Annotated in this window: 17 protein-coding genes and 1 riboswitch; all 17 genes read right to left on the bottom strand. The window is 52.1% G+C overall.

Annotated elements, in window-relative coordinates; translation table 11 throughout:
* Positions 1-130 precede the first annotated feature (130 nt).
* Positions 131-1,174 (bottom strand): 3-deoxy-7-phosphoheptulonate synthase, encoded by a 1,044-nt coding sequence (gene aroF / locus IM700_RS18620; RefSeq protein ID WP_193418321.1) that lies wholly within the window; start codon positions 1,172-1,174, stop codon positions 131-133.
* Positions 1,175-1,587: 413 nt separating this feature from the next.
* The gene (locus tag IM700_RS18615) at positions 1,588-2,280 is read right to left on the bottom strand and encodes a CAP domain-containing protein (protein WP_193418323.1); all 693 of its coding nucleotides are present in this window, start codon (positions 2,278-2,280) and stop codon (positions 1,588-1,590) included.
* Positions 2,281-2,437: 157 nt separating this feature from the next.
* Positions 2,438-3,397: a 4-hydroxy-3-methylbut-2-enyl diphosphate reductase gene (locus IM700_RS18610; protein ID WP_155607085.1), complete on the bottom strand. Its 960-nt coding sequence runs from the start codon at positions 3,395-3,397 to the stop codon at positions 2,438-2,440.
* 65 nt (positions 3,398-3,462) lie between these two features.
* A complete protein-coding gene (locus IM700_RS18605) occupies positions 3,463-4,920 on the bottom strand; it encodes a sensor histidine kinase (RefSeq protein WP_155607084.1) in 1,458 nt (485 codons plus the stop codon).
* Positions 4,921-4,922: 2 nt separating this feature from the next.
* The gene (locus IM700_RS18600; protein ID WP_193418325.1) at positions 4,923-5,612 is read right to left on the bottom strand and encodes a response regulator transcription factor; all 690 of its coding nucleotides are present in this window, start codon (positions 5,610-5,612) and stop codon (positions 4,923-4,925) included.
* Positions 5,613-5,763: 151 nt separating this feature from the next.
* The gene (locus IM700_RS18595; protein ID WP_155607083.1) at positions 5,764-7,389 is read right to left on the bottom strand and encodes a S1C family serine protease; all 1,626 of its coding nucleotides are present in this window, start codon (positions 7,387-7,389) and stop codon (positions 5,764-5,766) included.
* A 127-nt stretch (positions 7,390-7,516) separates the two neighbouring features.
* A complete protein-coding gene (locus IM700_RS18590) occupies positions 7,517-8,170 on the bottom strand; it encodes a response regulator (protein ID WP_193418327.1) in 654 nt (217 codons plus the stop codon).
* On the bottom strand, positions 8,167-9,210 hold the full coding sequence (locus IM700_RS18585) for a HAMP domain-containing sensor histidine kinase (protein WP_193418329.1): 1,044 nt from the start codon (positions 9,208-9,210) through the stop codon (positions 8,167-8,169). Before IM700_RS18585 ends, IM700_RS18590 begins: the two co-directional genes overlap by 4 nt.
* Positions 9,211-9,214: 4 nt before the next feature.
* A complete protein-coding gene (gene liaF, locus IM700_RS18580; protein WP_193418331.1) occupies positions 9,215-10,174 on the bottom strand; it encodes a cell wall-active antibiotics response protein LiaF in 960 nt (319 codons plus the stop codon).
* A gap of 167 nt (positions 10,175-10,341) precedes the next feature.
* Entirely contained in the window at positions 10,342-10,491 is a 150-nt protein-coding gene (locus IM700_RS18575) for a hypothetical protein (protein ID WP_016312938.1), read from the bottom strand.
* 129 nt (positions 10,492-10,620) lie between these two features.
* Positions 10,621-11,307, bottom strand: coding sequence for a 3D domain-containing protein (locus tag IM700_RS18570; RefSeq protein ID WP_239484050.1), 687 nt, complete (start codon positions 11,305-11,307; stop codon positions 10,621-10,623).
* 478 nt (positions 11,308-11,785) lie between these two features.
* Complete coding sequence (gene thrS / locus IM700_RS18565) at positions 11,786-13,723, bottom strand: threonine--tRNA ligase (protein WP_193418333.1); 1,938 nt, start codon at positions 13,721-13,723, stop codon at positions 11,786-11,788.
* 445 nt (positions 13,724-14,168) lie between these two features.
* The gene (locus IM700_RS18560) at positions 14,169-15,077 is read right to left on the bottom strand and encodes a putative sporulation protein YtxC (protein WP_193418335.1); all 909 of its coding nucleotides are present in this window, start codon (positions 15,075-15,077) and stop codon (positions 14,169-14,171) included.
* A gap of 116 nt (positions 15,078-15,193) precedes the next feature.
* Positions 15,194-16,330: a cyclic dehypoxanthinyl futalosine synthase gene (gene mqnC, locus IM700_RS18555; RefSeq protein ID WP_193418337.1), complete on the bottom strand. Its 1,137-nt coding sequence runs from the start codon at positions 16,328-16,330 to the stop codon at positions 15,194-15,196.
* Positions 16,331-16,494: 164 nt separating this feature from the next.
* Positions 16,495-17,658: a trans-sulfuration enzyme family protein gene (locus tag IM700_RS18550; protein WP_193418339.1), complete on the bottom strand. Its 1,164-nt coding sequence runs from the start codon at positions 17,656-17,658 to the stop codon at positions 16,495-16,497.
* A complete protein-coding gene (locus IM700_RS18545; RefSeq protein WP_193418341.1) occupies positions 17,655-18,872 on the bottom strand; it encodes an aminotransferase class I/II-fold pyridoxal phosphate-dependent enzyme in 1,218 nt (405 codons plus the stop codon). The genes IM700_RS18550 and IM700_RS18545 overlap by 4 nt, the downstream gene beginning before the upstream one ends.
* Positions 18,862-19,797 (bottom strand): homoserine O-acetyltransferase MetA, encoded by a 936-nt coding sequence (metA, locus tag IM700_RS18540; RefSeq protein WP_155607074.1) that lies wholly within the window; start codon positions 19,795-19,797, stop codon positions 18,862-18,864. Before metA ends, IM700_RS18545 begins: the two co-directional genes overlap by 11 nt.
* A 118-nt stretch (positions 19,798-19,915) precedes the next feature.
* A riboswitch (SAM riboswitch) is annotated at positions 19,916-20,049 on the bottom strand.
* Positions 20,050-20,209: the final 160 nt, after the last annotated feature.

Below are 20,209 nucleotides of genomic sequence, written 5' to 3'. Positions count from 1 at the left end.
AAGTCGTCAATACTTATGTAAGGTATTTTTACATCCGAAATAAGGTATTATTACGCATAGTACAAATTTATCTACAAAAAGTATAAAAGCCCACTCGCCGCAGGGCGAATGGACTTTAAGTCATTCTATGTTACACGTGAAGTGCGGCCTTCGGGGTATCAAAGCGTTTCCCTACCAGTGGGGCCAATTTCTCCAAATCTTGCAATAAAGTGGCGAATTGGTCAGGGAACAAAGACTGTACGCCGTCACCGGTCATCGAGTTGTCCGGATCGGTGTGCATCTCGATGATCAGACCGTCTGCCCCGGCGGCCACGGAGGCCTTCGTCATCGGTTCCACGAGCTCACGACGGCCCGTGCCATGGCTCGGATCGGAAATGACCGGCAGATGGCTTAAGCCCTGGAGCACCGGAATCGCGGACAGATCCAGCGTATTACGGGTGTAGGTTTCGAATGTTCGGATCCCGCGTTCGCACAGCATTACGTTCGGGTTCCCTCCCGCCAGGATATATTCCGCCGCGTTCAGGAACTCATCGTAGGTGGCGCTAAAGCCTCGTTTGAGTAATACCGGCTTGTTGCAGGTGCCCAGCTTGCGCAGCAAATCAAAGTTCTGCATATTGCGTGTTCCAACCTGCAAAATATCGGCGTATTCGGCGCAGACATCGACGTACTCCGGCGTCATCACCTCTGTAATGGTCAGGAGGCCATGCTTCTTGCCCGCTTCCGCCATCATGACAAGGCCTTCCACGCCAACGCCTTGGAAGCTGTACGGACCGGTACGGGGCTTAAACGCCCCTCCCCGCAATACTTGCCCGCCGGCCGCCTTCACCAAACGAGCGATCTCGTCGATTTGTTCCGGCGATTCTACTGCGCAAGGGCCGCCCATAACAACCAGCTCGCCGCCGCCGATCTTGACGTCACCGATAGAAATGACCGTATCTTCCGGATGAAAATCTCGGCTAGCCAATTTATAGGACTTCGAAATCTTAATGACATTCTCGACGTCCTTCATTTGGCGAAGATGTTCGGCGAGCTTCGGTTCGATCAGGCCGATCAAACCGATGACGGTACGATCCTTCCCGCGGGAAACATGGGTCTGCACTCCTTCCTTCTCAATCACGGCGATAATTTCCTGAACGCGCTCCTCAGGGGTTTGGTTTGATGTAATAACGATCATTCCGATTCCATCCTTTCTTAATATGACGATTGTATGCAGGCTAAAAACCATTATTCGAACGTACAGGCACTATTTCGCTTGAACGCTTGTGTGCTTTTAAGCTTTTATTCACTAAAGTAACTATAGCTGAATTTGTCTCTCCCGTCAACCCCAATGGTCATAGGCTAGTGCTTAAATGACGGAACGCTCGGTCCATCACGCCTTGTCCGGACGTTTGCATGATTATCCCGTTAAGTCAGATCGTAGATGGCAGGTTACCTAGTTGGAAACACACCTCCTACCTAACTCCTGAACAAAAGGGATGATGGCGAAACGGACCGTACAAACATTGACCCCCGCCTTTTCTATACAGCGAACAAATAAAAAAAGACCGGAGAATCGTGCTCCCCGGCCTTTCCTGTTTATGAAGCTATTTATCTTCCAACAAACTCCTGTGCCCAATATCCGTTATAATAGCCGACACCGATCAGATTGTAATTGGCGTTCAAGATATTGGCGCGGTGGCCTTCGCTGTTCATCCAGGCGTTGACGACCTCAGTTGGCGTCTTCTGCCCCATCGCGATATTCTCGCCCGCATAACCGAATTGAATGCCGAACTTCTTCATCATGTCAAACGGCGAACCATAGGTTGGAGAGGTATGGCTAAAATAGTTATTATCGCTCATATCCTTCGCTTTAGCCCAAGCCATATTGTTTAACTCTGCATTACCCGTGAGCGGCTTGAGGCCCTGTTTCGCACGCTCCTGATTCACCAGGGTAATAACCTGAGTAGCAAATTGCGACTTGTCGGTCGTTGCGCTTTGCGTAGTTCCTTGCGTAGTTCCTTGTGTCGTTCCTTGTGTCGTCCCGGTTTGCGCTTTGTTGCCTGTCGTGCCTTGGCTGCCGCTTTGTACCGGTTGCTGAGGTTGATAGTATTGATACCATGGAATCGTATAATAATTCGTCCAAGTGTTCGCGCCATAGGTTGTATAAGTCTTATAGGTTGAATAAGTTTTATAAGTCGTCGTATTCGAGGCTGCCGAGGCCGAAGCCGGTATAACGATTGCTGCGGCTAACATTGCGGTTAGTCCACCCGTCACCAAACGTTTCAGTCGATTCGATTTCATCCTGTCATCTCCTTGTTGTAGTTGATAGGTTAGTTACATTTTTGTAACCTTTCTACAACGAGTATAACATGAATCGAATCGTAGGGGACCCCGCAAATGTTGGTAAATGGACGAAAACCGCGGCACAGCGCGGTTTTCTCCCTATGAATCTATGCTTTTATTCCTCTTTACTTTTAGCTCCGACTTTAACCGGAGGCAATAATTTCGCTAGATTAACCGTTCGGATGATATCCCAGGTTGTCGGTTCTTCCGGGTCATATTGCTCAAGATAATGAATAACTTCCTTCGTAATTGGCGTTGGCGTCGACGCGCCTGATGTCACCGCTACTTTGCCGATGCCATCCAACCACTCACGCTTGAGCTCCGTAACGTCTGCGATCCGGTACGCTGTAACTCCAGCGATCTCTTCCGATACCTGGGCTAACCGGTTAGAGTTGTTGCTCCGGGGATCGCCGACGACGATCACGAGGTCCGCCTGACTAGCTTGTTCCGCTACTGCCTGCTGGCGCATCTGGGTCGCTAGGCAAATCTCGTTGTGCACCTCTGCACCTGGATACTTCTCCAGCAGTTTTTTCATAATATGCTTAATATCCCACTGACTCATCGTCGTTTGGTTGGTGATTACGATTTTGTCGGCGGAGAGGTTTAGTTGCTCGATCTCCTCTTCTTTCTCGATCAGATGCACCTTGCCTGGCGCAACGCCTACCGCGCCTTCCGGCTCGGGATGCCCTTTCTTCCCGATATAGATCACCTCATACCCTTCGGCAACCTTCTCTTCGATGAGTACATGGGTTTTGGTGACGTCCGGGCAAGTGGCATCCACTGTTGTTAGCCCTTTGTCACGGGCCAGCTTACGGACCTCCGGAGATACCCCATGCGCGGTAAAGATGACTGTCCCGCTCTCCACCTTGCTCAAAATATCCAGGCGATTCGGGCCGTCCAGCGTAATAATCCCTTCATCCTCGAAAGAATTCGTGACATGGCTGTTGTGCACAATCATGCCGAGTATATATATCGGCCGCGGCAGATCGAGGTTCTTAGCCGCCTGCCGGGCCAGAACCATCGCGTCCACGACACCGTAGCAGTAACCGCGCGGCGAAATTTTAATCACTTCCATGAATCGTATCCCTGCTTTCTCGTCCCCCAGTTTTCCCTGACGGAGGGGAGCCTCTCTATTATAAACTATTCCGGGAGGGCGTTAAAGATCGCGGGAAGCCAGATGATGAAAGTCGTCCCTTCGCCTCGCTTGGTTAACACTTCCACGGACCCCTCATGCTCGTCGATAATCCATTTGGCAATCGATAATCCCAGTCCGGTTCCCTGAATGACTCCGCGGGACGGGTCGGCCCGATAGAAGCGTTCAAAAATATGAGGGACTTCGCTGCGGTCCATCCCGATACCCGTATCGGCGATGCGAATGCCAATCTGCCCTGCCGATTGAACGGCATCGATCGTGACGCTACCCTGTTCGGTATATTTGAACGCATTTTCAATAAAAATAAACAGCATCTGCTGCAGATAATCCTTGCTGCCAACAACCGACACACCCTCCAGCGCCTGTAAATCGCCCTGGATCCACTCCGCTTTTCGCGGCAAGAAGTGCGCCCGGCGGGCCACCTCCTCCACGACCGGAGCCAGCAGCAGCGGCTCCTTCGTTAACGTTTGCCCGGCATCCGCCCGGGCCAGCGACAGCATATCGTTCACCAACCGGCTCATGCGCTCAGACTCGGCAGCGATGTCGCTCACCGCCTCCAGCGAAAAGCTGCGTACCTGTTCCTCTTCACCGGGATCACGCCGAGCTTCATCCTGCGTCCACATTCGCTTCAATAAGTCAACGTTGCCGCGAATCGTCGTGAGCGGCGTTCGCAGTTCGTGGGAGGCATCCGATACGAACCGGCGCTGGGTCGAATAAGCTTCATCCAATTCTTTATAGAAGCCTTCGGTACGTGCCAGCATGTTGTTGACAGTGCCGATTAATTGACCGATTTCATCGTTGGGCCCTTCGTAATCAATCCTTACGCTCAAGTCGTTTCCGGTCTGAATCCCGTTTGCCGCCTCAATGACCTTTCCGATCGGTGCCATCGATTTACGCGCCAGAAAGAGGCCAAGTGAGCTGGCGGCCAGAATCGTGATGATCGAGCCGAATAACAAGACCGTGCTCATTCGGTTCATCAACTTATCTTCTGCGCCGGTATAGGCCGCTAGTTGAATTAAGCCGATCAAATTGTTATCGAGCGTAATCGGAAGCTGATACAGCAAGAAAGACTGATTATACAGCTGAACCTTCTTGAAGCCCGCGATCTTGCTCAACGATCCGGCGTCAGGAACGGGAAACTTCATGTTCCAACTCAGCAGATTTTGCGAATACCGCGTGTTTCCATCCGTATAATTGTGGATCTGCACAAACAGTTGGGCATCCTCTAACCGGTTCGCCTGCATCGGATCCAGATACAAATCCAGTCCCTGGGTGATGCTGTAGCTTTGGGAGTTTTTGATACGATTGGCCTGATCCTCCAACCGGTTCTTCACTTCCATATAGGTGTTGTATCGAACAAAGGCATAGATCGAAGCGCTGAACAAGATCAGCGTAACGGCCAAAATCCCGGTATACCATGCAGTTAGCCGCAGCCGGATCGACATGCTTAAGCCTCTCCTCTCAGGATGTAACCGGCCCCGCGGATCGTCTGAATGATACGCTTGCCGCCGTGCTCCTCCGTTTTTTGCCGAAGCATGGCAATATAAACCTCCAGCACGTTCGACTCCCCGCTGTAGTCGTAACCCCAAATCTTATCCATGATTAGATCGCGGGTCAGCAGCCGTTTCGGATTTTGCAGGAACAGATGGAGCAGCTCGAACTCCTTGGCCGTTAGCTCCAAACGCTGCCCCGCCCGCGTGACCTCGCGGGAATCGAGATCCATGACGATGTCCTCAAAAATGAGGCGCTGGTTGCCCGCGTCTCCCGCCGAATCCTTGCGCCGGAGCAATGCTCGAACCCGGGCTAGCAGCTCCTCCAGGGCAAACGGCTTGACGAGATAATCGTCCGCACCTAGATCCAGACCCTTCACCCGGTTCTCGACCTCATCCTTCGCGGTCAACATTAGAACCGGAACAGTGCTTCCGCCTTCGCGCAATCGCCGGCATACTTCGAACCCGTCTACTTTAGGCATCATGACGTCTAAAATGATCAGATCCGGGTCGGCGCTCATCATCATCGACAATCCTTCCGCCCCATTTTGGGCCGTATAAACGTCATACCCCTCGAACGCCAGGCCGCGTCGTAGCATCGACGTGATTTTCTCATCATCATCTATGACCAAAATTGCCGATCTCACGAACAATCTCTCCTTTGCCTTGCGCTTGCCTCAGGCAAGCTCCACTGTCTCCATTGTACCAAAACGGATATCCCACCCGCATCCGGGTACCAAAAAAGGCGGCAGGCTCTATTCCTGCCGCCTTCGCCGCCCTGGTTACTACCCGTGCGTATTAGTTCACGTTAGAGAACTCATTTTTGTCGCCAACCGTGACCTCGAGGTCGAGGTTCTTCCCGTCGCGCACGATGTTCATCGTCACTTTCGTTCCCACCTGTTGCTTCTGAATGAATTCAATCAATTTCTCCTTGGTGGCAAATTTGGTGCCGTTCGCCCCAGTGATGATATCGTAAGGTCGAAGGTCGGCATTGTAAGCCGGCGATTTAAAGACGATATCCGTGACGATCGAACCTTCCTTCACGTCGGTTTGCATTTGCTTCGCCACTTCTTCCGTCATTGTCATCAAAGTAGCTCCGATGAACGGTACCGGTTTTTGCGGAATTTTCTCATTGTTCTTCAACTTGTCGAGCACTTCGCTGATTGTACTGGTCGGAATCGCAAACCCGATACCCTGTGAATCCGAGCTGACGGCCACGTTAATCCCGATCACTTCGCCGTTCAGATTCAATAGCGGGCCGCCCGAGTTGCCGGGATTGATCGAAGCGTCCGTTTGCAGTAAATGCTCATACTCACGATTTTTCTCGCCATTCTCGCCGGCAATCGTGATGTCGCGTTCCTTCGCGCTTAATACGCCAGCCGTAACCGTATGGTCAAAGCCCTGCGGATTGCCGATCGCTACCATCCATTCCCCGACTTGCGTGTTATCGGAGTTGCCGAGCGGAATCGACGGGAAGTTGCTGTCGCCTTCGATTTTCAGGACAGCCAGGTCAAGCTCATAACTCTTACCTAGCACCTTAGCTTCATAAGGTTTTTCTGTCCCTTGCACCGTGACCTGCACCACATCGGCATTATGAACGACATGCTCATTGGTTAGAATGTAACCCGTTTTATCGAAAATAAACCCGGACCCAATCCCCGTCGGTACCAGTTGGCTCGAACCGGAGGACGAACCGTTACTTCCGTCCTCGCTGCCGTTGTTCCCGCCAGAGCCAAACGCATCATCGCCGAAGAAATAGCGGTAGAACGGATCGCTGCTGTACGGATTGTTGCTGTTTTGCTTGCTGGCATCCGTCAATGTTTCGATTTTGACGACGGCCGGTCCGGCTTGGCTGACGACTTTGGTCACTTCTCCGGAATCCGTTACCGGGTACAACGCGGTTGTCGCTTTGCCCGTCGATTCGACGCCGCCGCTATTCGACGCGCTTCCCGATGCTGGCACCGATGCGGAAGCCGCCTGATCTGACGTAAACAGATTGGCGCGGTCCGCAAAGACCATAGCTCCGGTCATGATCAACATACCGGCCAATACACCGGCAATCACCGAACGTACCGAAGATTTTTTCGTCGGTTTGCTATTGTATTGCCAATTGCTGCTTTTTGCCGCCGGCAAGTTGTTGCGCCCGTCCCCACTAGAGCCGTTGGTAGGTTCAACCGTGCTGCGAATCACATCGTAGGAAGAAGGAAACGGTTTAAGCGGCTGCGGTTTCGTCACTTCCACCTCTTCGGGCTGGCTGCGTTCGTAGTCTGCACCTTGGCCTGGTTCCTCGTTTGTTTTTCCATAGGATTGAAAAGGTCCGTAAGAGTAATAATAGGAAGAGCCTGACTCCGAAGATTCCTGACGCTTCGAATCGTTTGCGTCTTCGTCAAAGGGTTGGCCCGATTTGTTCTTTTGATCGTCCATGGTATGATTGACCTCCTTCCCCTGCGTGATTCAGGGGTAACTTGTTTTCTTGTTTTTATTCTGTACCAGAAACCTTAAACGTACATTAAAAACAATTAAAAAGGAGATAAAAGCTAGAGTTCCCCTATTAACGCGTCACCCAGCCTTGTCGGTGTGCATAAATTGCCAGCTGTGTACGGTCTTCCAGTTCGCATTTCATCAGCAGGTTGCTGACATGGGTTTTGACCGTTTTGATGCTGATATGCAGCTCCTCGGCAATATCCTTGTTACTTTTGCCTTCGGCAATCAAAAGCAAGACTTCCTTCTCCCGCTCGGTCATTCCCGAGTCATCACCTTTTACGGTTCGTTGTCTGAGGCCTCGCGTGAGCGCCTGGGCGACGTCGCCCGTCATCACCGGCATCCCACGGAAAGCGCCTTGAAGCGCATAAATCAGTTCTTCGGCGGAGACCGTCTTGAGCACATAACTGACCGCACCGGCTTCAACTGCCTGGACTACGAGATCATCCTCCAAAAAGCTGGTCAAGATCACGATTTTCATGCCCGGAAACCGACTCAACACTTCCTTGGTTGCCTCCGCCCCGTTCATGTTCGGCATCATCAAGTCCATCAGTATGATATCCGGCGGCCCCTCCGGAAGCCCGCGTTCCAAGATTTCCACCGCCTCGCGTCCGTCTCCGGCTTCACCGATCACCTCGAACCCCGGATCCAGCATTAAATATGTCTTTAATCCCATTCGCACCATGTCATGGTCGTCGACGATCATCACCTTGATTTTGCTCATTCGCGGCTTCCCCCTTTACCTTCCTCGAACTTCGGAATATGCACCCGAATCGTCGTTCCCGCTCCCGGCTTACTGATGATTTCTGCGTTGCCGCCTAGTTTCTCGGCTCGCTCCTTCATCGTCGTTAAACCGTAAGAACCCTGCTTCTGGTACGTGCTGCTGAAGCCTTGTCCGTCATCGCTGATGCTAAGCACAACCTGGCGCGGGCCTTCCCGCAATGACAAGCTAACCATGCCGGCTCCGGCATGCTTCACGATATTTGCCATCGCTTCCTGGATGATCAGGAATAGCTGATGCTCCTTCGCTTCCGACATGTCCCCTTGGATATCCATGTCCTTGATCCCCTTCAGCCCATTTTGCCGGCAATAATCGGGAAACCACTGATCCAATGCCTCTGCTAAGGATTTGCCCACCAGCTCCATCGGGCGCAATTGGGCGATCAATGCCCGCATCTGCTTTTGCGCGGTATTCGACATCTGAATCAGTTGATTCAGCACCGTTTCCGCCTGGGCCTCGTTAACCTCCAGCACCTTTGGCAAGGACGAAGCCGCCATATGTATGGCGAACAACTGCTGACTGACGGTATCGTGCAGATCGCGGGCGAGCCGTCTGCGCTCCTCAAGCACCGCTTTTTCCGTCGCCTGCTCCTTCTCGATAACCTCCTGCTCGCCAAGCTGTTGAAGGAGCTGCATCTTTTTCTCCATCGCATCAATCATGTTATTGAATTCCTGGTACAACCCGTTAAACGTCTGGTCTGCCGTCTCCGGCATCCGTACCGATAAATTGCCTTTCGCCACTTGGAGCATGTTCAAGTGCAAATGATCGATCTTCCCCTGAATGCGCCGACCGGCAATATACCCGATAATCAGCGCCAAAACGACGATGCCCGCCATATCGTAAATCCACACCCAGGGATCGCTGACAACGATCACCCCGGTATTGGTTCCGATATAGAAGGCAACCGCCGTTAGGCTGCCGGTAAGCAAAAAGTAGCACAGCAACTCCCACTTCGTATTCTTCAATATCCGCTGCACGATCATGGGATCAACCTACCATGTTTACTTTGACGTCACCTACAAATACGCTGACGATCAGCTTAACCCGTTTGTTTGCTTCGCCGTAATACGGAGATTCGGCCGTGACGCTGCTCATAAATCCGCCTTGCTTCTGCGTCAATACTTTCAGGTCGCCGATGAACGCACTTGAGGTGGCCACGATGCCGATATCCATATCTTCAGGGACGAACACCTTAACGTCGCCAATGAATGACGATACGTTAATTTTCGTTTCGCCGTACGGAATTTGCGCCTTGGTCAAGTCGATGATCGTATCGCCGATAAAATGTGAGATATTCATCGGTTTCAACTGAAAATAGTCCTGGCCCAAATGCACGTCGCCAATAAATCCCGACTTTTGAATCACGGATCCATGATCTCCCGGAACGCTTCCCCCGTGATACGGGTTAAATTTCGGGTGTTCATAATACGACTTCTCCTGTTTTGCCTGCTGCTCCCGCTCCTTCCCTTTCTCCTTCTCCATCGAACCGAAAATCGAATCGAGCGGCGACTCCATCTCCGGATGGAACGTTGGCGGAGGAGGCGGCGGATCAAGCGGCGGCATCGGAGGAGGTGGAAAATCCTCATGCCGCTTCCGTCGGTGCGGATCGCGTGGTTTGAACAATACGTATAACCCGCCGATGATCAGCATCATCGGGAAGAAGAATCGGAAAAATTCACCTGGACTTAAATCGATCAAATTCAAGTTGCGGCCCAGGAAATAACCGCCGATTAGAATTAATATGGCACTGCCGATAAAGTTACCGCCCCGCAAGCCGCTGTTGCTGAGGTTCACCAATCCCCCCAGAATTAAAAACACGGGCCAGTACGTAGAGAACATCTCGCCGATGCTGAAATCGGTCACACCGAACTGGTTCAGAAGAAAAACCCCCCCGATACCAATCAGCACCATCCCGCCTATAAACCTACCAAATAAGCCGTTTCTCATGTCGTTACCTCCAATGGACTGCCTCTTTCTAATGTCAGTTTACCTGAAGCCAGAGCTGATGAACAGCGGCGCGGGATGGAAAGGGAGCTCGGTCCCGAGACCGAGACGTTTGGAGATATATGTAAAAAAGCGTCCCTGAGGGACGCTCTTTGCGCTTCACGCTATCATTATTGTTGTTTGTTCACAGGAGTCGTTGCATTGCGAGAAGCTTTCGCTTTCTGAGCAACGGTAGCCGTGCTTTCCTCAGCAAATTCCTCATTAAACTTCTCATTAGGTGTTTTGTAACCTGGAGAAGCGGCTTTCTTTTGATTTGCCATGAATTTCACCTCCCTCTCGCATACGCCGAATCGTGAATCACCGGCGTTTCACGTGGCCCTCTCGTTGTTGACCACGAAGCTTATTATGCGAACCGGGAAGGCGAATTATGCGAAGGGTTAAACCGAACTTCAAATCGCCTTTTCCCACAGGTTTTCGGGAATTTCCTTGCTCACTTCCATCACTTTGCCAAGCTCCCGCAGCATCGCTTCGGTCAACTTGCCGTCTCCTTTACGGACCACCTGTACCTCGACCTCTTTTTTCCCCCACTCCTTATAAACCTGCTTAATGGTGTCAAAATAAAGATCGATTTTGTGGCCGCGAATTGCCGAGCCTTTATCGGCGACGACTCCGTAACCGTATCCGGGGATATAAAGGATGGTGCCGAGCGGAAAGATCTTCAAATCGGCGGCGATCGTCGAGACGGTGTCTTTGTTCCGTCTCACCTTCACGCCCGAATAAGTTATGCCGTATTGCGGATGGCTGGGCTTTTTGCCGGTTGACTCGTAACCGGCCGTATAACCGGTCGCTAAGACTTTGACGGTTTCGACTTTCTTGCGTTCAGGCTGGGCCTGTTTATGTTCCGGGTTCATAACGTTGACCCGCTGATATTGGGTTTGCCGTGCAGCCCTTTCTGCCTGCATTTGCTGCAACTGCTTAAGGTCCAACCATTCAGCTAAATTCCGGGCTTGCCGGTTCGCGTTTAACTGTTGCGAATGAATGCCGCTGGCCGGCAGATCCGCTGCCATCGTAAAAACAAGCAGTCCTGCAAGCAAACAGCGTTTGCTTATCTTTTGCCAGAAATGAAATTGGCGCATGAGAAAACCTCCCCCTTATCCGAAAGGTTTTCCACATCCGCCCAATTCTATACCTATTGGCTTTCCAGCACGAAGTTAACTCGAGAAGCGGGGATCGGCGTCGAATCTTGAATTCAGCTGCGCTCTCCGTTGCTCACGTAGCCTCCAGCTACGCTCCGCTACTCGATCCCATCTTCATCCAACCTTCTTGGTGCTGAAAAGCCAAAGTAGCAAGCAGCACGAAGTTAACTCGAGAAGCGGGGGTCGGCGTCGAATCTTGAATTCAGCTGCCCTCTCCGTTGCTCACGTAGCCTCCAGCTACGCTCCGCTACTCGATCCCATCTTCATCCAACCTTCTTGGTGCTGAAAAGCCAAAGTAGCAAGCAGCACGAAGTTCCATCGAGGAGGCTTACTCTGCGTCGCTCACGTGCAAAATGTTGCATAAAAGGCAACATTTGCTCCGCAGCGGATCACGGGATTTATAGCGTCGCGCGCCAAACTAAATCACGTGATTACGAATTTCTTCCTGCAACTGAGCGACCACTTCATCCACCGGTTTAGCGCCAAGATCGCCCTCGCCACGCTTACGCACGGAGACGGTGCCGGCACTTTGCTCGCTTTCGCCGACGACGAACATGTACGGCAGCTTCTCGAGTTGAGCTTCACGGATTTTATAGCCGAGCTTCTCGTTGCGCAGATCGCTTTCGGCGCGAATGCCGGCAGCGCGCAGCTTGTCTTCCACTTGACGCGCATAAGCATCGAAGTTACCGGAAACCGGAATGACCTTCGCCTGAACCGGAGCCAGCCACAGCGGCAAGTTACCCGCGAAGTTCTCGAGCAGGAAGGCGGTGAAGCGTTCCATTGTGCCGAGGATCCCGCGGTGTAATACGACCGGACGGTGTTTTGCGCCGTCGTCGCCGACATATTCCAACTCGAAGCGTTCCGGCAACAAGAAGTCGATCTGAACGGTCGACAGCGTTTCTTCTTTGCCCAGCGCCGTTTTAATCTGCACGTCAAGCTTCGGTCCGTAGAACGCCGCTTCGCCTTCCGCTTCGAAGAACGGCAGACCCGCTTCCTCTACAACTTCGCGGAGAATCCGCTGTGCTTTATTCCACATCTCATCGTTTTGGTAGTATTTCTCCGTATCCTGCGGATCGCGATAAGACAACCGGAACCGATACTCATGTATGCCGAAGTCATTGTAAACCTGCTTGATCAGCTCCAGCACACGCGTAAATTCTTCCTTGATTTGATCGAAGCGGCAGAAGATATGGGCATCGTTTAATGTCATGGAACGAACGCGGTGCAAGCCAGTCAAGGCGCCGGACATTTCGTAGCGATGCTGCATTCCTAGCTCGGCGATCCGGATCGGCAGATCCCGGTAGCTTCTCATATCGCTTTTATATACCATCATATGGTGCGGGCAGTTCATCGGACGAAGAATAAATTCTTCCGTATCAATTGCCATTTTAGGGAAAATATCATCCTGATAATGATCCCAGTGTCCCGACGTCTTGTACAAATCCACATTACCAAGCACTGGCGTGTATACATGCTGATAACCCAAACGTTCCTCGATATCAACGATATAACGTTCCAGCGTCCGGCGAACCGTAGCTCCCTTTGGCAGCCAGATCGGCAAACCTTGACCTACCAGGTTATTGAACGTGAAAATATTCAGTTCCTTACCCAGCTTACGGTGGTCACGCTTCTTGGCTTCTTCCAACATATGCAGATGCTCATCCAGATCGGCTTTCTTCATAAACGCGGTACCGTAAATCCGCTGCAGCATTTTATTGTTGCTATTGCCGCGCCAGTATGCGCCTGCCACGTTCAAGAGCTTAAATACTTTAATCTTCCCGGTGGAGGGCACATGAGGCCCGCGGCACAAGTCGAAAAATTCGCCTTGATCATAAATCGAAATGACGCTGTCCTCCGGCAAATCGCGAATGAGCTCCAACTTGTACGGATCGCCTAGCTCGGTAAAGATCGCCACCGCTTCCTCGCGGCTCACTTCCCGGCGGGTAATCGGCAGGTTTTCGCCGATGATGCGTTCCATTTCTTTTTCGATCTTTTGCAGATCTTCCGGATTCAGCGGGTGTTCCAGATCCATGTCATAGTAGAATCCGTCTTCGATCACCGGACCGATCCCCAGCTTCACTTCCTTGTTGCCAAACAGGCGCTTCACCGCTTGAGCCATCAAGTGGGCGCTGCTATGGCGCATGACTTCCAGGCCGTCCTGGGAATCCCCCGTAATAATCTCAACTTTGGCGCCATCCACCAGCTTCGCGTTCAAATCAACCGTAACGCCGTTGATCTTCCCGGCCAACGCATTTTTGCGCAAACCACTGCTGATTGAAGCCGCCACATCCTCCAAGCTGCTGCCTTCCGCATACTCCCGAACCGAACCGTCCGGCAAAATAACCGATACTGCCACTTTTTGTTCCTCCCTAGTCAAAATGTTGTTGGATTTACCGGTGCGGACAAATCAAAAAACGCCCGTCCCGGAAAGGGACGAGCGTCATATACCCGTGGTTCCACCCTCATTCGGCCTCTCCGCAACACCAACAGCGCATTGCATTCGGATATGACCCTTAATTCGGCATTCGATAACGGGAATGAACCGGTATTCCCTACTTCATGAAGGTTCGGGAATACAGCTACAAAGGGGTAAACCAAAAGCGAAACCGAAGGGAATTCCAGCCAAGTTCCCTTTCTCTGTACGGCTCAGGCCATCTGGCTCATGTCTTTGTCGACGCTATTAAGGTTGTTCAATAATCAGCTTTGGATCACGAAGCTCATCCTGATACGAATTCGACTTCGAATCTTTAACTTGCAAGTAATTATAATGCTAACCTTTCGAGCCGTCAAGAAACCAAAGCTTATCTGCCTTGATCCAGGCGGCGAAACTCCTGATGGAATGGCTTGCAATGCGGACAAAGCAAACACAACTCCACACGCTCTCCGAAAATCCGCGAGATGGTCGTAATCACCTGAGCATCGGGGTCCTGCGTATGGATCAGGATTTTATCCGGGGACAAGGAGATCAAGGTGCTGACGATCACGTCTTCCATCTGCATCTCCTGATCGGCTATCCGGGCAACGACCCCGCCGGAAGCTGGTACGTGGACCGGTGTAAACTGCTCGTTCAAAATCGCGAATTCATGGCCCTGCTTATGCATCAAATGAACCAATGGCGTTAAGGGCTCCTGAAAATATACGAAATACTGCAGCAGCCCAATAAACTCTTCATACTGCTTATCAAGCAAGTATTCATCCACGGCAAAATCCACGATTTCCCGCAGCTTGTCCTCGTATGTCTTAAGGCGAAACAAGGCGAATCCATCCAGATGAAGATCGGAGGAAGCCTGCATATACCCGCGAAGCGCCTTTTGGACCAACGCTTTTCGTTCCTCTCGCGAGCCCCCGGTTTCCGTGCCCTCCGCCAGCATCCGGTTCACCATCTGCTGCACCTGAAGCGCTTCTTCCCGGGATTCGAAGCTGTAGTCCCGTTTCATGACTCGAGCAGCCAACTCTTCTTCCTTCACGTCCACGAGGTATTCCGCGAATTCGAGCGATAACAGATCGATCAGTTGTTCCGGGTGATCTTGTCCGCCGTCCTTATCCGACCGACCAACTATGACAGCCTCCAGCATTCCGCCTCCAGCCGCTTGAAAAGTAAGCTGAAACTCGCGGTTATGTAAGCTGTTAACGGCATCTTGTATCATGCTTTTGAACCGTTCCTCCGATTCGGCGGAACCGCATTTAACGCGTACGGTAAAAAAATCCATGAACCTGGCCCCCTTCCGCTTCCTTCTCCAAGTATATGGTGGGAAGGAAACGGATATACGGGAACCGTTCATGGAATGAAAGGTAGTTCTTCCAATAAATTGCCAACAAAATCCTGTTAGTTTTGCATAATAAAATCGCGTTCGACCGTAGCTTCTTCGTCGAAGACACGCAAAATTTCATATTTCGTATTGCGCTGAGCCGGGATTTTACCTGCCGCGCGAATGATGGAGAGAATCGATTCGATATTGACCTTATGCGTCGCTCCGGCGGACGATACGACGTTCTCCTCGATCATCGTGCTGCCGAAGTCGTTGCAGCCGTACTGCAGCGACAGCTTGCCGACTTCCGGTCCCATGGTCACCCAGGAGGATTGCAAGTTCTTGATGTTATCCAATACAATTCGGCTGATCGCCACGGTTTTTAAATAAGATTCCGGCGTCTGGCGTTCGGCTTTCAGATTCGTATTATCCGGTTGGAAAGTCCATGGAATGAAAGCCAGGAACCCTTCCGAGGCATAGCCGTTTTGGATGCATTCATCTTGCGCTTCACGCACGCGCAGCAAATGAAGCGCCCGCTCTTCCATCGACTCGCCGAACCCGATAACCATCGTGGCCGTCGTGTTCATGCCGATTTTGTGCGCGGTTTGCATTACATCCATCCAGTCTCTCCAGGAACCTTTCAGTCGACTGATTTTCCGGCGTGTCCGATCGTCCAGGATCTCCGCTCCGCCGCCCGGCAGCGAATCGAGGCCCGCCGCGTGAATTTCGCGTACCACTTCCTCCAGCGAAAGACCTTCCGACACTTCCTTCATTTTCATAATCTCCGCAGGAGAAAACGAGTGCATCGTAATGTCCGGGAACCGCTGCTTGATTGCTTTAAGCAAGTTCGTATAATAGCTAAATGGCAGGTTAGGGTTCGTCCCGCCCTGCATCAGAATTTCCGTTCCGCCTACATCGATCGTTTCCTGAATTTTTTGGAAAATCACTTCGTCCGGAAGCACATATCCCTCATCCGAACCCGGTTGGCGGTAAAAAGCACAGAACCGACAGTATACGTCGCATACGTTGGTATAGTTGACATTTCGCCCGATGACGAACGTCGTAATCGGTTCGGGATGCTTGCGCTCCATCAGAATGTTCGCGGTATGTCCCATCTTCTCGACTTCATCGGACTCGTACAGCCGTATGGTATCTTCCAGATCGAGGCGTCCACCCTGCAGCGCCTTGTTTAATATATCGTCGATTGCAGTCATAATCACTGCCTCCTTAGAACAATAAATGAATACCTAAGAATACCTGAAAATTGAAATGATAGTTCAATCGTAACACAGGTACGCCCAGAAAAACAGCACCCGATTTGCAGGTACAAATGACAAAAGGCCGCAAATGCGGCCCGAGTTGATTCAGGTAGAAATCATTAACTATTCCGAAGCGCCTCGTCCAAATCGGCGAGCAAATCGTCGATATCCTCGAGTCCGACGGAGAAACGCAGCAGACCGTCGGTAATGCCCCGTTCCGCGCGAACCTCCGGCGGCATCGAGGCGTGTGACATCATTGCCGGATAGGAGAGGATGCTCTCGACTGCGCCTAAGCTGACTGCGACGAGCGGCAGCTTCACGAAGTTCAGCAAACGCTTCGCCCGCTCGCCCGAGCCGACGTCGAAGGAGACGACCGCGCCATAGCCGGTCGATTGCTTCTCCTGGACCTCGCGGCCAGGATGGTTCGCTAGGCCGGGGTAGAACACCGCGTCGATATCGCCGCGGCGGCTCAGCCAATCAGCCAGCTTGCGGGCGCTGATCTCACTATGCGCCATCCGGGCTCCCAGCGTTTTCATGCCGCGCATCAGCAGCCATGAATCTTGCGCACCCAGGACGGTGCCCAGTCCGTTCTGCACGTATTTCAGCTGACGGGCCAACTCGTCCGTCCGCGCCACCGCTAAACCGGCCAGCACGTCGCTGTGACCGCCAAGGAATTTGGTCGCGCTATGCAGGACGATATCCGTTCCAAGCTCGATCGGGCGCTGATAATACGGCGTCATAAACGTATTGTCCACGATGCTGAGCAATCCCTTTTCCCGCGCCCAGGCGGAGATTTCCGCGATGTCAGTGATTTTCAGCGTTGGGTTGGACGGCGTCTCCATATAAACAGCTTTCGTATTGGCTTTTAATGCGGCCTTCACCAACTCCGGCTGCGTCATGTCCACAAACGTCGTCTCGATATTCATCCGAGTCAAAATATTCGACAGCAACCGGTATGTACCCCCGTACACATCTTCCGTCACGATAATATGGTCGCCGGCAGAGAGCAGCATCAGCGTCGTTGAAATGGCCGCCATCCCACTTGCGAAGGCAAAGCCCTGCACCCCGCCTTCCAGCACCGCAATATAATCCTCAAGCGCTTGCCGTGTCGGATTGCCGGAACGGCTATAATCATGCTGCGGCGGATTAAAAATATCGTGGTGATGAAACGTCGACGCCTGATAGATCGGTACGCTGGATGCGCCCGTCGCTTCGTCTACCTCACTGCCGAAATGGATTAGCTTCGTTTCGAATTTGTTTTCCCGTTTCTCCTGCCCGCTCATGCGCCTTGTCCCCCTTCGACTTCCTGTCGCGCCGCTTCCAGTGCTCCGCTCAAGTCGGCAATCAAATCATCAACATGCTCGATGCCAACAGAGAATCGCAGTAACCGGTCGTCCACGCCAACCGCTTTTCGAATCTCCTCGGGAATGTCCGCATGCGTCTGGACCGCCGGATACGTCATGAGCGACTCCACGCCGCCAAGGCTTTCAGCGAACGCGATCAAGTTCAGATGGCGCAGCACCGGCTCCACGTAACGGGCATCCGTGACCTTAAAGGCAAAAATCCCCGTGTTCCCGCTCGATTGCTTCCGTTGCGTCGCGTACCCCGGATGATCTTCCAAGCCCGGGTGAAACACTTCCGCTACCTGCGGATGCGACTGCAGGAATTTCGCGATGGCGAGTGCATTGCTTTCATGCCGTTCCATCCGAAGCGCCAATGTCTTCATTCCACGCATCAATTGGTAGGAATCGGAGGGGCTTAGTACCGCGCCAATCGAATTGTGCAGGATCGCCATTTCCTGCGACAGTTCTTCCCCTTTAGTTACGATCAATCCGGCCAGGACATCGTTATGGCCACCTAAATATTTCGTCGCGCTGTGCACAACGATATCCGCGCCAAGCTCGATCGGCCGCTGAAAATACGGGGTCATCAGCGTATTATCTACGACCGTTAGCAACCCGTGAGTGCGCGCCCATTTCGATACCGCCTCAAGATCGGTGATCATCATCAACGGATTGGTTGGCGTTTCGATGATCACCGCTTTCGTGTTGACTTGGCGGGTCTTTTCCAGTGCATCCAAATCATTCGTATCGACATAAGAAGCGGTTACGCCATATTTGGACATGATCCGCTCCAGCAAACGGTAGGTCCCCCCATAGAGATCCAACGACACGATGAGGTGATCCCCTTGCGAAAACAACGTAAACACCGTCTGCAGCGCCGCCATTCCAGAACTACAGGCAAACCCCGCGTCACCGGATTCCAGGGTGGCCGCCGCGTCTTCCAGCACTTTGCGGGTAGGGCTCTTCGTTCGAGCGTAGTCAAACCCCGTGCTTTGCCCAAGGCGCGGGTGGCGAAACGCCGTTGCTTGATAAATCGGGTAGTTCACCGCACCCGTAACCGGTTCCTCCATCGATCCGATTTGCGCCAGTCTGCTCTCGATCCGCCATTCCTTGTTCTGCTCCCCCACCTGCAACCCCTCCACTTTAGATCTCATATACAAAGTCGGCCGTTAGATCGATATCGTACGGCGTTTCTTGATACACATAGTAGTTTAGCCAATTGGAAAATAATAAGTTTGCATGGGCCCGCCAGGAAGAACGCGGCGCTCGGGTCGGATCGTCATTCGGATAATAATTCACCGGCAACTCGATCTCCATGCCTTTGGCAACATCTCGATCATATTCCCATTTCAACGATTCCGGATCGTATTCCGAATGGCCGGTTACGAAAATATGTCTACCATCCCGAGTGGCCACCAAATAAATTCCGGCTTCGTCCGATTCCGCCAGAATTTGCAACTCCGGCACCCGATCGATGTCCGACCGCTCCACGTCGGTATGGCGGGAATGCGGCACCTGGAACACTTCATCAAACCCTCGCAGAAGCTTCACCTTCGGATCGTTTACCGTGTGGGAGAATACGCCAAAGCATTTTTTCGCGAGCGGTACTTTACGAACCCCGTAATGGTAATATAAGCCTGCCTGCGAGCCCCAACAGATATGCATGGTCGAGGTCACATGGGTTTTGGTCCATTCGAAGATTTCCTTCAGCTCTTCCCAATAATTCACTTCTTCGAAGTCCAGCTGTTCCACGGGGGCTCCGGTCACGATCATGCCGTCAAAGCGGCGGTTCCGGATCTCGTCGAACGTTTTGTAGAACATCTCCAAATGCTCAGCTGGCGTATTCTTCGAGGTGTGGGAACTGGGGTGGAGCAGGACGATTTCAACCTGGAGCGGCGTATTTCCAAGTAAACGAAGGATTTGCGATTCCGTCGTTTCTTTGGTTGGCATCAGGTTGAGAATGGCAATCCGCAAAGGACGGATATCCTGATGATAAGCGCGGCTCTCATCCATAACAAAGATGTTTTCGCTGGCCAGTACATCCTTTGCCGGCAAATGATCCGGTACTTTAATCGGCATGTGGTTTCACTCCTTTTATCGTAGCGTCATTAAGAAATCAACATCCGTTTGAGGGGCCATGTAAACAGAATGACCTCTCTCACGGGGAGAAAGGTCATTACGTATCCGGTATGCGCCTCTCTCATCTCTCAGAAGCCGCTCAGCGTTCGAAGCTGACAGTTCTGCAAGAATTAGCACCGCTGCGATTTTTTAGGAAAATCGCCGGTTGCCGGGTATCATCGGGCTAGTCCCTCCACCTGCTCTTGATAAGATTTCGCTATATTTAGTTTAGTTAAGGACCTCGGCTTCGCGCCTACTCCTTGACATTCACTTTAAAGGATCTGGCGGCATTCCGTCAAGAACCTGCGAGAAAAATCACACGAATATTCATGGACCGCTTTGAACCGGCTCACATAGTATACTTTTGGGTTGA

Origin of the sequence: Paenibacillus rhizolycopersici, assembly GCF_014947195.2 — a bacterium.
GTDB lineage: Bacteria > Bacillota > Bacilli > Paenibacillales > Paenibacillaceae > Fontibacillus > Fontibacillus rhizolycopersici.
The sequence above is the reverse complement of the archived record's forward strand: the minus strand, read 5'-3'. Positions and strand labels throughout refer to the sequence as shown.

Coding starts and splice junctions, on each gene's coding strand:
- aroF (WP_193418321.1), bottom strand. CDS start 1,174: ATGATCGTTATTACATCAAACCAAACCCCTGAGGAGCGCGTTCAGGAA.
- IM700_RS18615 (WP_193418323.1), bottom strand. CDS start 2,280: ATGAAATCGAATCGACTGAAACGTTTGGTGACGGGTGGACTAACCGCA.
- IM700_RS18610 (WP_155607085.1), bottom strand. CDS start 3,397: ATGGAAGTGATTAAAATTTCGCCGCGCGGTTACTGCTACGGTGTCGTG.
- IM700_RS18605 (WP_155607084.1), bottom strand. CDS start 4,920: ATGTCGATCCGGCTGCGGCTAACTGCATGGTATACCGGGATTTTGGCC.
- IM700_RS18595 (WP_155607083.1), bottom strand. CDS start 7,389: ATGGACGATCAAAAGAACAAATCGGGCCAACCCTTTGACGAAGACGCA.
- IM700_RS18590 (WP_193418327.1), bottom strand. CDS start 8,170: ATGAGCAAAATCAAGGTGATGATCGTCGACGACCATGACATGGTGCGA.
- IM700_RS18585 (WP_193418329.1), bottom strand. CDS start 9,210: ATGATCGTGCAGCGGATATTGAAGAATACGAAGTGGGAGTTGCTGTGC.
- liaF (WP_193418331.1), bottom strand. CDS start 10,174: ATGAGAAACGGCTTATTTGGTAGGTTTATAGGCGGGATGGTGCTGATT.
- IM700_RS18575 (WP_016312938.1), bottom strand. CDS start 10,491: ATGGCAAATCAAAAGAAAGCCGCTTCTCCAGGTTACAAAACACCTAAT.
- IM700_RS18570 (WP_239484050.1), bottom strand. CDS start 11,307: ATGCGCCAATTTCATTTCTGGCAAAAGATAAGCAAACGCTGTTTGCTT.
- IM700_RS18560 (WP_193418335.1), bottom strand. CDS start 15,077: ATGGATTTTTTTACCGTACGCGTTAAATGCGGTTCCGCCGAATCGGAG.
- mqnC (WP_193418337.1), bottom strand. CDS start 16,330: ATGACTGCAATCGACGATATATTAAACAAGGCGCTGCAGGGTGGACGC.
- IM700_RS18550 (WP_193418339.1), bottom strand. CDS start 17,658: ATGAGCGGGCAGGAGAAACGGGAAAACAAATTCGAAACGAAGCTAATC.
- IM700_RS18545 (WP_193418341.1), bottom strand. CDS start 18,872: ATGAGATCTAAAGTGGAGGGGTTGCAGGTGGGGGAGCAGAACAAGGAA.
- metA (WP_155607074.1), bottom strand. CDS start 19,797: ATGCCGATTAAAGTACCGGATCATTTGCCGGCAAAGGATGTACTGGCC.